Origin of the sequence: Thermoleophilum album (assembly GCF_900108055.1) — a bacterium.
Taxonomy (GTDB): Bacteria; Actinomycetota; Thermoleophilia; order Solirubrobacterales; family Thermoleophilaceae; genus Thermoleophilum; species Thermoleophilum album.
In genome coordinates this window covers 561,390-573,837 of the sequence record NZ_FNWJ01000001.1, presented here as the reverse complement: position 1 = coordinate 573,837, position 12,448 = coordinate 561,390, and the positions used below count along the sequence as shown (strand labels likewise).

The window sequence follows — 12,448 nt, the reverse complement described above, 5'->3', positions numbered from 1 at the left end:
TCTAGGTCAGGTGCTATGAACATCGAACGCTTCACGATCAAGTCCCAGGAGGCTCTGCAGGCAGCACAGCGGATCGCCCAAGCGCGGCGCAATCCGGAGATCGTGCCGCACCACTTGCTGGTCGCGCTGCTCGAGCAGGAGGGAACGATCGTCGCTCCCGCGCTGCGTCGCGCAGGTGCCGACCCGGTTACCGTGCGCCGGCGTGCGAATGAGGCCCTCGACCGTCTGCCGACGGTCGCGGGACAAGCCGCTCAGCCGACGGTCAGTCGCGAGCTCGGTGAAGTGCTCGAACGTGCCGACGAGGAACGGCGCGGCATGGGTGACGAGTACGTGTCGACCGAGCACCTGCTGTTGGCGCTCGCGGCCGATCCGAAGGTCGACTGTGGGGCCAGCCGCGACCAGCTGCTCGAGGCGGTCAACCAGGTACGCGGCCCGCATCGCGTTACCGACCAGAATCCCGAGGACAAGTATCAGGCGCTCGAGAAGTTCGGTCGCGATCTCACCGCGGAAGCTGCGGAGGGCAAGCTCGATCCGGTCATCGGTCGCGACGAGGAGATCCGACGGGTCATCCAGGTCCTCTCGCGGCGTACCAAGAACAACCCCGTGCTGATCGGTGAGCCGGGCGTCGGCAAGACGGCGATCGTCGAGGGCTTGGCACAGCGCATCGTCTCCGGCGACGTGCCGGAAACGCTGCGTAACCGCCGAGTGATCGCGCTCGACCTTGGCGCAATGCTCGCGGGCTCGAAGTACCGCGGCGAATTCGAAGAGAGGATGAAGGCGGTACTCGAGGAGATCGCGAGCTCCGAGGGTCAGATCATCCTCTTCATCGACGAGCTACACACGATCGTCGGTGCTGGTGCGGCCGAAGGAGCGGTCGACGCCGGCAACATGCTCAAGCCGATGCTCGCGCGCGGGCAGTTGCGCTGTGTCGGCGCGACCACGCTCGACGAGTACCGCAAGTACATCGAGAAAGACGCGGCACTCGAGCGGCGCTTCCAGCCCGTCTACGTCGACGAGCCTACGGTCGAAGAGACGATCGCGATTCTGCGCGGTCTCAAAGAGCGCTATGAAGTGCACCACGGCGTGCGCATTCAGGACGGCGCACTGGTCGCCGCTGCGACCCTGGCGCACCGCTACATCACTGACCGCTTCCTCCCCGACAAGGCGATCGACCTGATCGACGAAGCCGCCTCCCGGTTGCGCATCGAGATCGACTCGATGCCCGAGGAGATCGACGAGGTCGAGCGCCGCATCCAGCAGTTGGAGATCGAGCTTCACTCGCTCAAGAAGGAGCGCGACGAAGCTTCGATCCAGCGGCGCGAAAAGCTCGAACAGGAGCTCGCCGAGCTGCGTGCCAAGGCCGAGGAGATGAAGGCCCACTGGCGCGCCGAGAAGGAAGCTATCGAGGCCATCAGGGCTGCTAAGGAGCGACTTGAACAGGCCCACCGGGAAGCCGAGCGGGCGCAACGCGAGGGCGATCTCGAGACCGCTGCGCGGTTGCGTTACGGAGAGATCCCCGAGCTCGAGCGCCAGGTCCGCGAGGCCGAACAGCGCCTGCGGGAGCTCCAGGCCGAGCACAAGTTCCTGAAGGAAGAGGTCGACGAGGAAGACATCGCCGAGGTCGTCTCTCGGTGGACGGGCATCCCCGTCTCGCGCCTGATGGAGTCGGAGGTCGAGAAGCTCATCCACATGGAGGAGCGCCTGCACGAGCGCGTCGTCGGCCAGGACGAGGCGGTACGGGCGGTGGCCAACGCGCTGCGCCGGTCGCGGGCGGGGCTCGCTGATCCCAAGCGGCCGATCGGTGTCTTCCTGTTCCTCGGCCCGACCGGTGTCGGCAAGACCGAGTTGGCGCGCGCGCTCGCCGAATTCATGTTCGACACCGAGGACGCGATGGTGCGCATCGACATGTCCGAGTACATGGAGAAGCACGCCGTCGCGCGGCTGATCGGCGCACCGCCGGGTTATGTCGGCTACGAAGAGGGCGGCCAGCTCACCGAAGCGGTGCGCAGGCGCCCGTACTCGGTGATCCTGCTCGACGAGATCGAGAAGGCGCACCCGGATGTCTTCAACGTCCTGTTGCAGGTGATGGACGACGGCCGCTTGACCGACGGCAAAGGGCGCACCGTCGACTTCCGCAACACGATCCTGATCATGACCTCGAACATCCCGGGCGGCATGGCGGGGGTGCGTCAGCACTTCAAACCCGAGTTCGTGAACCGTCTCGACGAGGTAATCGAGTTCCACCCGCTCGAGCGCGAGCACATCGAGCGCATCGTCGACCTCCAGATGAAGCGCGTGGTCGAGCGGGTACGCGAACGCGGTATCGAGCTCGAGCTGACCGATGAGGCGCGCTCCTTGCTCGCCACCCTGGGCTATGACCCAGCGTTCGGAGCGCGCCCGCTGAAGCGGGTTATCCAGCGCGAAGTCGTCGACAAGCTGGCGCTCGCGCTCCTCAAGGGCGAGTTCCGCCCAGGCGACCGCGTGCGCATCGATGCCGCCGACGGCACCTTCCGCTTCGAGAAGGTCGGCACGGCCGAGCCGGTCGCGGCGAGCTGAGCACTTCTCGCCAAGCGTCGCAGCGCTGTGCGGGCAGCACCGGTCGACCGGTGATGCCCGCACGAGCTGACCGCACCGTCTGCCTGAATCGTCAGGCGGCGGTGTCGGCTTGTGTTGCCGGCAAGGGGTTGCGTTGTCCGCGGCGAAGTGCGAGAAGTCAGACTGCCCTTACACGCCGACAAGCACGGAGGAGACGAACAGATGCCGACCTTCATCATGCTGAGCACGCTGACTCCGGAAGGTGTCCAGACGCTCAAGAACAACCCGCAGCGGCTGCGTGAGGTCAACAAAGAGGTCGAGCAGCTCGGTGCGAAAGTCGTCGCCCAGTGGGCTGTGCTCGGACGCTTCGACTTCGTCAACGTTGTCGAGGCTCCCGACGAAAAGACGATTGCGCGGGTCTCGTTGGAGCTCGGCTCGCGTGGCACCGCTCACTACGAGACGCTGGCGGCGATCCCGGTCGACGAGTTCATCGCCTCGCTGTAAGCGGCGCGGCCGCCGGTCGCTGAGCGGGGCGGGCACTGGACGGCACGCTCTTGGCTAGCTCGCAAGCTCCCGGAGGGGGCGCGGCGGCGCTCCCGCGGCGTGTGCTGGTGTTGGGCGCCGGCGGGCGCGAGCACGCTCTCGTGCGTGCGATCTCCCGTAGCGGCGCGCGGCCGACAGTGTGGGCGGCGCCCGGCAATCCCGGGATCGCCCGCGATGGTGCGCGGTGCGTGGCGATCGACCCACTCGACCCCGACGCAGTTTGTGAGCTGGCCCGGCGCGAGCGCATCGACTTCGTCGTGGTCGGCCCGGAAGCGCCGCTGGTAGCAGGCATCGCCGACGCGCTCGCCGAAGCTGGTGTGCGCTGCCTCGGACCCTCTCGCGCGGCGGCCAGGGTCGAGGGCTCCAAGGCCGACGCCAAGCGCCTGATGGAGCAGGCCGGCGTGCCAACCGCGCGCTACGAGATCCTGGAATCGCACGACGCGGCGCTCGCGCGACTCCCGCAGCTCAGCTATCCAGCGGTCTTCAAGGCTGACGCACTGGCGGCAGGCAAGGGCGTGATCATCGCGCAAGACGAGGATCAGGCGCGGCAGGCGCTTGACGCTTACTTCGTCGAACGGCGCTTCGGCGAGACCACCGTGCTGCTCGAGGAGTACCTCGAGGGCGAGGAGCTCTCGCTGCTTTGCCTATGCGACGGCGAGCGAGCGCTGCCGCTCGCGCCGGCACGCGATTACAAGCGGCTATTGGACGGCGACGAGGGCCCCAACACGGGCGGTATGGGCAGTTACTCGCCGGTACCGGAGATCGGCCCTGACCTTTTGCGCGAGATCGTCGCGACCGTTCACCAACCGATCGTCGACGCGCTGCGCGCGCAGGGGACGCCTTATCACGGGGTTCTCTACGGCGGCCTGATGCTTACCGATGCGGGCGTGCGGGTGCTCGAGTTCAACTGCCGTTTCGGCGATCCCGAAACACAAGCGCTGCTGCCCCGAATGGCGAGCGATCTGCTCGAGCTGTTGTGGCGGGCGTCCTTTCCCGGAGGGCTCGCCGATGCGGAGTGTCGGTTCGAGGAGCTAGCGGCTGTCTGCGTGGTTTTGGCGGCCGCCGGCTACCCGGAATCACCGCGCAAAGGCGACGTCATCGAGGGCGTGGAGGCCGCCGAGGCGCTCGGCGCCGAGGTGTTCCACGCGGGAACAGCGGTGCGCGATGGTCAGTTGGTCACGGCGGGCGGTCGCGTACTCAATGTTGTCGGGCTGGGTGACGACCTCGCGATCGCGCGGCAGCGCGCCTACGCCGCGGCCGATCGCATCGACTTCCCAGGCAAGCAGCTTCGCCGCGACATTGCGGCTGGCCGGGGCTGAGCGATGTCGGCGGAAATTGACGAGACGGTACCGGCGCCGGAACACGCTCCGCTGACGGCGACCGAGCCGACGGAAAGACCGCGCGTTGGCATCGTGATGTCTTCGCGGGCGGAGATGCCGGTGATGGAGAAGGCCGGCCAAGAGCTCGAGGAGCTCGGCATTCCGTTCGAGACCAAGGTGCTGCCGGCCCACCGTGATCCCGCTGCCGCCTGCGAGTACGCGCGCAGTGCACGCGAGCGCGGTTTGCGCGTGATAATCGCGGGCTCGGCGATGTCCTCCCTCCTTCCCAGCTTGGTAGCCGCCCACACCGACCTGCCGGTGATCGGCGTGCCGATCGCTGGCCTGCACTCGCCGATCGGCGGACTCGACACCCTGGTGGCGATCGCCCAAATGCCGGCTGGACTGCCCGTCGCCACCGTCGGCGTGGACGCTGCGATCAACGCTGCGGTGCTCGCGGCACGCATCCTCCACTGCTGACGGTCGGGCGATGATCGAGCGTTACACCCGCCCCGAAATGGGTGCGATCTGGTCCGAGCAGCGGAAGCTCGAGACGTGGTTAGCGGTCGAGCTGGCAGTGGTCGAGGCGCTCGCGGAGATGGGCGTCGTGCCAGCCGAGGACGCCGCTGCGATCCGCGAACGAGCAAGTTTCACCCGCGAGGCGGTACGCGAGCGCGAACGCCTGACCGACCACGACTTGGCGGCCTTCGTCGACGTCGTCGCGGAATCGGTCGGCGAGGCTGGCCGCTGGATCCACTACGGGCTCACTTCTTCGGATGTGATCGACACCGCGTTGGCGCTGCAGATCGCCGAAGCGGGACTCTTGATCGTCGGCGGCGCGCGGGCGCTCCGCGATGCGCTCGTGCGGCGCGCGCGCGAGCACGTGCACACGATCTGCGTTGGCCGCACCCACGGCGTTCACGCAGAGCCGACGACGTTCGGCATCAAACTCGCCGGCTTCGCTTTCGAAGCCGACCGTAACCTGCGCCGTCTGGAGCGCGCCATCGAGCAGGCCTCGACCGGCGCCATCTCAGGAGCCGTAGGCACCTATGCGGCCGCCAGCCCCGAGCTCGAGGAACGGGTGATGCGCAAGCTCGGTTTGCGGCGCGAGGACGTCTCGACGCAGGTGGTCCCGCGCGATCGTCATGCCGAGTTGCTGCAGGCAGTGGCGCTTGCGGGGGCCGGCCTCGAGCGACTGGCTACTGAGATCCGCCTGCTCCAGCGCACTGAGGTGCGCGAGGTCGAGGAACCGTTCCGCGCCGGGGCGCAGAAGGGATCGTCGGCGATGCCGCACAAGCGCAATCCGATTTTGAGCGAGCGCCTTTGCGGAATCGCGCGGCTGCTGCGCGGATACCAGCAGGCGGCGCTCGAAAACGTGGCGCTGTGGCACGAGCGCGACATATCGCACTCGTCGGTCGAGCGGGTGGCGCTGCCCGACGCGATGATCCTCCTCGATTACGCCCAGCACCTCGCGCTGCGCGTGGTCGAGGGGATGCGCGTGAACGTCGATCGCATGCGCCGCAATCTCGAACTCACCCACGGTGCCCTGTACTCGCAGCGGGCGTTGCTGGCGTTGGTCGCTGCGGGTCGTAGCCGCGACGAGGCCTACCGAATCGTGCAGCGGGCTGCGCAGCGGGCGTTCGACGAGGGAGTGGAGTTCCGGGAGCTTCTAGCGCAGGAGGCACCGGAGCTAGATCTCCAGGCGATCTTCGATCCGAGCCCGTTCGTGCGGCACGCGGAAGAGATCGTGGCGCGGCTCGACGCACTCACCTAGGCGCGGAATCGACCGGCCGGTGCGGTCGATAGGCGCTGTTACCCTGGCGGGCCGATGATCGGCGCGCAGCTCCTCGACTCGCTCGAGCTCGTTTCGCAGGGCAAGGTTCGCGACGTCTACGCCGTCGGCGACGACCGCCTGTTGCTGGTCACTTCCGACCGCATCTCGACCTTCGACGTCGTACACCCGAACCCGATTCCCGACAAAGGCGCGGTGCTAACTGGCTTGTCGGTCTTCTGGTTCGAGCGCACACGCCACATCTGCCCGAACCATCTGATCTCGTTCACCGAGGTACCGCAAGCCGTCAAGGGACGGGCGCTGTTAGTCGAGCGGCTCGAGATGATCCCGCTGGAGTGTGTGGTGCGTGGGTACTTGGCGGGGTCCGCGTGGCTCGAGTACCGCGAACGAGGGACGGTCTGTGGGATCGAGTTGCCGGAGGGCTTGGAGCAGGCAGCCGAATTACCCGAGCCGATCTTTACGCCCGCTACGAAGGCTGCCGAGGGGCACGACGAGAACGTCGATTTCGACACGGCGGCAGCGATCGTCGGTGATCGCGGCTTACTCGAGGAGCTGCGGCGGATCTCGATCGAGCTCTACCGCTTCGGTGCCGCGCACGCGCGCACGCGCGGCATCCTCCTGGCCGACACGAAGTTCGAGTTCGGCCTGCGTGCCGATCGCACGATCGTGCTTGCCGACGAGCTGCTGACTCCCGACTCTTCGCGCTTCTGGCCGGCAGACGGCTACAAGCCGGGACGACCGCAGCCCTCCTTCGACAAGCAGTACGTGCGCGACTGGGCAACCGAGATCGGTTGGGATCGCACGCCACCGGCGCCCCCCCTTCCCTCGAAGGTTGTCGACGGCACCCGAGCTCGCTACATCGAGGTTTACGAGCGACTCACTGGTGAGCCCTTCTCCGCGTGGCTGAAGCGGGCGGGGGCGCGATGAAGGTTCGCGTACTGATCCGGCCGAAGCGCGGCCTGCTCGACCCCCAGGGCCAGGCGGTCGAGCGGGCCTTGCCAGCGCTTGGCTTCGAAGGTTTTCGCAACGTCCGGGTGGGACGCCTCGTGGAGCTTGAGACCGAACACCCGGAGCGCGTGCCGGAACTCTGCGAGCGCCTGCTGGCGAACACGTTGATCGAGGATTACGAGATCCTCGAGGAGCGCTGATGCGCTTCGCGGTCGTGCGTTTCCCAGGGTCGTGTGATGACCGCGACGCGCTGCTCGCTTGTTCCCGCTTCGGCGACGCACGGCTCGTCGAGCACTACGAACGTGATCTGGGCGGTGCCGACTGCGTGGTGATACCCGGCGGTTTCTCGTACGGCGACTACCTGCGCGCAGGGGCGCTCGCTGGGCTCTCGCCAGTGATGGCCGCGGTGCGCGCCCACGCGGACCGTGGCGGCCCGGTGCTCGGCATCTGCAACGGGTTCCAAGTGCTTTGCGAGGCGGGGCTGCTGCCGGGCGCGTTGTTGCCGAATGCCGGGCTCCGCTTCGTGTGTCGGGAAGTCGAGATCGAAGTCGCCTCGACGCGCTCGGCATTCACTGCCTGCTTGGGCCAGGGGGAGCGCTTGCGCATTCCCGTCAAGCACCAAAGCGGGCGCTACTGGGCGCCGTCGCAGGTGCTCGACGAATTGGAGCGGAGCGAGCGCGTGGTCTTCCGCTACGCGCCCGGTCACAACCCGAACGGCTCCGAGCGCGACATCGCGGGCATCGCCAACGAACGAGGAAACGTCGTCGGGCTGATGCCGCACCCCGAGCACGCCGTCGACCCGCTGCTCGGCTCGGCCGACGGCGCCCGCCTCTTCCAGTGCGTCGCACGTCTGGCGGTGGCGGCGTGAAGGCGCGCCCCCGCAACGGCGCGATCACCGCTGCCGGGTCGCCCGACCAGCTGCGTGATCGCGCGCTCGAGCTTGGCCTGACGAACGCCGAGTTCGACCTCATCTGCGAAAAATTGGGCCGCCGTCCGAACGAGCTCGAGCTCGCGATCTTCTCCCTGCTTTGGTCGGAGCACTGCGGCTACAAGCACAGCCGCCGGTTGCTGCGGAGGTTCCCGCGGGCGAGTTCGAGGCTGGTATTCGGGCCCGGTGAGAACGCCGGGGCGGTCGACGTCGGCGGCGGCTTCGTGGCCGCCTTCAAGATCGAGTCACACAACCATCCGAGCGCGATCGAGCCCTTCCAGGGGGCAGCTACCGGCGTCGGCGGCATCCTGCGCGACGTGCTCGCGCTTGGGGCGCGACCGATCGCCGTTCTCGACTCGCTGCGCTTCGGAGAGCCCGACTCCGCGCGCTCGCGCTACCTGCTGGACGGCGTGGTGCGCGGAATTGCGCACTACGGCAACGCCGTCGGCGTGCCGACGGTCGGCGGTGAGATCTACTTCGATCGCGCGTACGAGCAGAACTGTTTGGTCAACGCGATGTGCGTGGGTATCGCGCGGCGTGAGCAGCTGGTGCGAAGTGCCGCTGCGGGCCCCGGCAACCGTGTGCTGCTACTCGGTGCGCTGACCGGGCGCGACGGTATCGGTGGCGCCTCGGTGCTAGCCAGCGCCGACCTCGACGAGTCCGATACCGACAAGCGGCCAAGCGTCCAGATCGGCGACCCGTTCGAGGAAAAGAAGCTGATCGAGTGCTGCCTCGAGTTGGTCGAGCGGCGACTGTTGGTTGCTCTCCAGGATCTCGGCGCTGCTGGGCTCTCTTCGAGCGCGGCGGAGATGGCTGCGAAGGGTGGGGTCGGGATCGACATCGAGGTGCGTCGCGTGCCCCTGCGCGAACCGGAGATGGAGCCCTTCGAGATCATGATCTCGGAGTCGCAAGAGCGGATGCTGTGCGTCGTCGAGCCCGCCCGGGTCGATGAGGTCACCGCGATCTGCGCTCGCCACGAAGTACGGGCGACGATCGTCGGACAGGTGACCACCACCGGCCAGTTGCGGGTCTTCGACAACGGGCGTTTAGTCGGCGAGATACCGGCTCGGCTGCTCGTTGACGAGTGCCCGACCTACGAGCTGCGAGGTGAACGCCCCCCACGTAGTCTTTATCCGCCGCCGCGCCCGCGCCTCGACGCGCCAGCGGACCTGCGCCAGCAACTGTTGACGCTGCTTGGCAGCCCTAACCTCTGCTCCCGCTTGCCGGTCTACGAGCAGTACGACTGGCTCGTCGGCTCGCGGACCGTGCTCCGCCCAGGGGAGGCTGACGCGGCGGTTCTGCTCGTCGACCCCGAGCACGACTCGCGCCGTGCGGTCGCCGTGGCCACCGACGGCAACGGCTGGCGCGTCGCCGCCGACCCTTATCGCGGATCCGTCGAGGCAGTGCTGGAGTGCGCCGCGAACCTCGCGTGCGTGGGGGCGACGCCGCTCGGTCTCACCAACTGCCTGAACTTCGGCAACCCCGAGCGCCCGTGGGCGGCTTGGCAGCTCGAGCACGCGGTGCAAGGACTCGCCGACGCCTGCCGCGCACTAGGCATCCCGGTGGTCGGCGGTAACGTCTCGCTCTACAACGAGAGCGAGCGAGGCCCCATCCTTCCCTCACCGATCGTTGGCATGCTCGGGCTCGTCGAGGACGCAGCCAACGCGCCTCGTGCCGGGTTCGCACGGGAGGGCGATGCGATCGTGCTGGTCGGCCCGGGCGGGCGCCGCTCGTTGGCTGCCTCGGAGCTCTCGCGCCTGCGCGGAGAGGGGTTGCCCGAGGCGCTCGCGGAGTTCGATCCGGGTGACGTCATCGAGGTGTTGGCGCGCGTCCGTGACGCAGCCCGCCAAGGGATCTTGGCGAGCGCCCACGACGTTGCCGAAGGCGGACTGCTGGTGGCGCTCGCGGAGTGCGCTCTGCTGGGCGGGCTTGGCGCGGAGGTCGAACTGGACTCGGCCGCCGAGGAGGAGCTCTTCGGCGAAGGTCCGGGATGGTTCGTGGTGTCCGGTCCACGTCACGCGGTCGCGCCGCTCGGGCAGGTGATCGGTGTGGTCGGCGACGAGCGGCTGCGTGTACGCGCTGGCCGCGAGTCGCTCGATCTCGCTCTCGATGAAATGCGGGTGGCGTGGTCGACCCCGCTCGCAGCGGCACTGGCAGGACCGTAGGCGCCCCGGTCGTCCGGTTTTCGCCGGTCGCTGTGTCAGCCGCTGTGATGGTCGCTGGTAACCTCGATCGTGCGGCGCGCTCCCCGGGCGCCCGCGTCTTCGGCCGGCGCCAAATGGGTCCCGACGAGCAGCTTCGCGAGCGCGAAGGGCCGCGCGACGAGTGCGGTGTCTTTGGCGTATACGCACCTGGCCACGACGTCGCCCGCCTCGCCTACTTCGCTCTCTACGCGCTTCAACACCGCGGGCAAGAGTCCGCTGGGATCGCCGCCTCCGATGGTGGAGAAATCACGACGGTCCGTGACCTCGGGCTCGTCTCCCAGGTCTTCACCGACGACAAGCTGCGTGCGCTAGTCGGCAAAGCGGCGATCGGCCACGTTCGCTACTCCACGACCGGCTCGCCGCATTGGGAGAACGCGCAGCCGGTTTGGCGGTCCGACCACCACCGGCTGGCGCTGGCTCACAACGGCAACCTGACGAACGCGGTCGCGCTCCACGAGCGCTTGGTTGCGGAGGGCGTGTCGTTCGCGGGTACCTCCGACTCCGAGATCATCGCCGCACTGATATCGCGCCACCCGGCCGACGCCGTTAGCGACGCGGTGGCCGCGGTGGTGCCGGAGCTCGAGGGCGCTTTCTCGACGGTGGTTCTGACGACCGACGCGGTCATCGCTTTCCGGGACCCCTACGGCTTGCGGCCGCTGGCCCTTGGCCGTATCGGTGAGCACTGGTGCGTTGCATCGGAGAGCTGCGCGTTCGACATCATCGGCGCCGAGCTGGTGCGCGAGGTCGAGCCCGGAGAGATGATCGTGCTCGGTCCGAAGGGGCTCCAGTCGCAGCGTGTGGCGGCCTCACCGCGGCGGGCGTTCTGCGTTTTCGAACACATCTACTTCGCACGCCCCGACTCCATCCTCGAGGGCGTGCGCACGCAGGTCGCGCGCCGGCGGATGGGCGAAATCCTCTGGCGGGAGGCGCCGGTGGAGGCCGACCTCGTGGTGGCCGTGCCGGATTCGGGCAACGCCGCCGCCGTCGGCTTCGCCAAGGCTTCCGGCATTCCGCGCGACGAAGGGCTGATCAAGAACCGCTACGTGGCGCGCACCTTTATCGAGCCCGGTCAGGAGCTCCGCCGCCACGGCTTGCGCATGAAGTTCAACCCGCTGCGCGAGGTCGTCAATGGGAAACGGCTAGTGGTCATCGACGATTCGATCGTGCGCGGCAACACCACTCGCCAGATCGTGGGCATGCTGCGCGACGCCGGCGCACGCGAGATCCATCTGCGCATCTCCTCGCCGCCGATTCGCCACCCCTGCCACTACGGGATCGACATGTCGACTCGCGAGGAGATGATCGCCCACGGTCGCGAGCCTGCAGAGATAGCTCGCGAGCTTGGTTGTGACTCGCTCGCATACCTGTCGCTCGAAGGTCTCTACGAGGCGATCGGGGGCTTGCGTTCCGAGCACTGCGACGCTTGCTTCACCGGCGAGTATCCGATCGCCGACACCGAGCGCCGAAAGGTCGGGAAGTACGCGCTCGAAGAGTTACCGATGGCGCGTCGCTGAAGCGCGGGCCGACACTGGCGGCGCGCTCGGGCGATGATGCCGCCGTGGCTTTCCGGATCGCAGTTCTCGTCTCCGGTCGCGGCAGCAACCTCCAGGCGCTGATCGACCAGGTGCACGGTCGGGAGGGCATCGAGATCGTCGCGGTCGCGTCCAGTCGGCCCGCTGTTCCGGCGCTTGCGCGCGCCGAGCGGGCGGGGATCGAAACCGCGGTGTTCGCGGCCGACGATTACCCAACGCGCAGAGACCGCGACCGCGCGCTCGGGGACTGGCTCGAGCGACGCGCCGTGGATCTGATCGTGCTCGCCGGTTTCATGGAGATCCTCTCGGGCGCCTTCGTCGAGCGCTTTCGCTGGCGGATCGTGAACGTTCACCCGGCGCTGCTTCCGTCGTTCCCGGGCACGCGCGCGATCGAGCAGGCACTCGCTTACGGTGTCAAGGTGACCGGTGTGACCGTGCACTTTGTCGACGAGGGCGTCGACACCGGTCCGATCATCCTGCAAGAGGCCGTCGAGGTCCCGTATTCTCGCGACGTGTCGGAGCTCGAGCGACGCATCCATGCTGTCGAGCACCGACTGTTGCCCGAAGCCGTCCGTTTGATCGCGGCGGGCGCGGTCAGACGCGACGAGCGTGACCCCCGCGTGGTGCACGTCGAGAGGAACCGAAACTAG

General features: G+C 67.9%; 11 protein-coding genes. All 11 read left to right on the top strand.

The window, feature by feature from the left end; translation table 11 throughout:
- Positions 1-15 precede the first annotated feature (15 nt).
- The 11 genes from clpB (at position 16) to purN (ending at position 12,448) form a co-directional block, all read left to right on the top strand.
- On the top strand, positions 16-2,556 hold the full coding sequence (gene clpB / locus BLW41_RS02835) for an ATP-dependent chaperone ClpB (protein WP_093116030.1): 2,541 nt from the start codon (positions 16-18) through the stop codon (positions 2,554-2,556).
- Between the two features lie 201 nt (positions 2,557-2,757).
- Positions 2,758-3,039: a GYD domain-containing protein gene (locus tag BLW41_RS02830; protein WP_093116028.1), complete on the top strand. Its 282-nt coding sequence runs from the start codon at positions 2,758-2,760 to the stop codon at positions 3,037-3,039.
- A 50-nt stretch (positions 3,040-3,089) separates the two neighbouring features.
- Complete coding sequence (purD, locus tag BLW41_RS02825; protein ID WP_093116026.1) at positions 3,090-4,397, top strand: phosphoribosylamine--glycine ligase; 1,308 nt, start codon at positions 3,090-3,092, stop codon at positions 4,395-4,397.
- A 3-nt stretch (positions 4,398-4,400) separates the two neighbouring features.
- Positions 4,401-4,874: a 5-(carboxyamino)imidazole ribonucleotide mutase gene (locus BLW41_RS02820; protein WP_093116024.1), complete on the top strand. Its 474-nt coding sequence runs from the start codon at positions 4,401-4,403 to the stop codon at positions 4,872-4,874.
- A gap of 10 nt (positions 4,875-4,884) precedes the next feature.
- Complete coding sequence (gene purB / locus BLW41_RS02815) at positions 4,885-6,168, top strand: adenylosuccinate lyase (protein WP_093116022.1); 1,284 nt, start codon at positions 4,885-4,887, stop codon at positions 6,166-6,168.
- 54 nt (positions 6,169-6,222) lie between these two features.
- Entirely contained in the window at positions 6,223-7,113 is an 891-nt protein-coding gene (locus BLW41_RS02810; RefSeq protein WP_093116020.1) for a phosphoribosylaminoimidazolesuccinocarboxamide synthase, read from the top strand.
- Positions 7,110-7,334, top strand: a complete 225-nt coding sequence (gene purS, locus BLW41_RS02805; RefSeq protein WP_093117274.1) for a phosphoribosylformylglycinamidine synthase subunit PurS — start codon at positions 7,110-7,112, stop codon at positions 7,332-7,334. Before BLW41_RS02810 ends, purS begins: the two co-directional genes overlap by 4 nt.
- The gene (gene purQ, locus BLW41_RS02800; RefSeq protein ID WP_093116018.1) at positions 7,334-8,002 is read left to right on the top strand and encodes a phosphoribosylformylglycinamidine synthase subunit PurQ; all 669 of its coding nucleotides are present in this window, start codon (positions 7,334-7,336) and stop codon (positions 8,000-8,002) included. Before purS ends, purQ begins: the two co-directional genes overlap by 1 nt.
- Positions 7,999-10,227 (top strand): phosphoribosylformylglycinamidine synthase subunit PurL, encoded by a 2,229-nt coding sequence (gene purL, locus BLW41_RS02795; protein ID WP_218138208.1) that lies wholly within the window; start codon positions 7,999-8,001, stop codon positions 10,225-10,227. The genes purQ and purL overlap by 4 nt, the downstream gene beginning before the upstream one ends.
- A gap of 47 nt (positions 10,228-10,274) precedes the next feature.
- Positions 10,275-11,780 (top strand): amidophosphoribosyltransferase, encoded by a 1,506-nt coding sequence (gene purF / locus BLW41_RS02790; protein WP_218138207.1) that lies wholly within the window; start codon positions 10,275-10,277, stop codon positions 11,778-11,780.
- 44 nt (positions 11,781-11,824) lie between these two features.
- Positions 11,825-12,448 (top strand): phosphoribosylglycinamide formyltransferase, encoded by a 624-nt coding sequence (purN, locus tag BLW41_RS02785; RefSeq protein ID WP_218138206.1) that lies wholly within the window; start codon positions 11,825-11,827, stop codon positions 12,446-12,448.

What these genes read in the sequence shown, in the direction of transcription:
- clpB (WP_093116030.1), top strand. Translation starts at nt 16, where the DNA reads ATGAACATCGAACGCTTCACGATCAAGTCCCAGGAGGCTCTGCAGGCA.
- BLW41_RS02830 (WP_093116028.1), top strand. Translation starts at nt 2,758, where the DNA reads ATGCCGACCTTCATCATGCTGAGCACGCTGACTCCGGAAGGTGTCCAG.
- BLW41_RS02820 (WP_093116024.1), top strand. Translation starts at nt 4,401, where the DNA reads ATGTCGGCGGAAATTGACGAGACGGTACCGGCGCCGGAACACGCTCCG.
- purB (WP_093116022.1), top strand. Translation starts at nt 4,885, where the DNA reads ATGATCGAGCGTTACACCCGCCCCGAAATGGGTGCGATCTGGTCCGAG.
- BLW41_RS02810 (WP_093116020.1), top strand. Translation starts at nt 6,223, where the DNA reads ATGATCGGCGCGCAGCTCCTCGACTCGCTCGAGCTCGTTTCGCAGGGC.
- purS (WP_093117274.1), top strand. Translation starts at nt 7,110, where the DNA reads ATGAAGGTTCGCGTACTGATCCGGCCGAAGCGCGGCCTGCTCGACCCC.
- purQ (WP_093116018.1), top strand. Translation starts at nt 7,334, where the DNA reads ATGCGCTTCGCGGTCGTGCGTTTCCCAGGGTCGTGTGATGACCGCGAC.
- purF (WP_218138207.1), top strand. Translation starts at nt 10,275, where the DNA reads ATGGTCGCTGGTAACCTCGATCGTGCGGCGCGCTCCCCGGGCGCCCGC.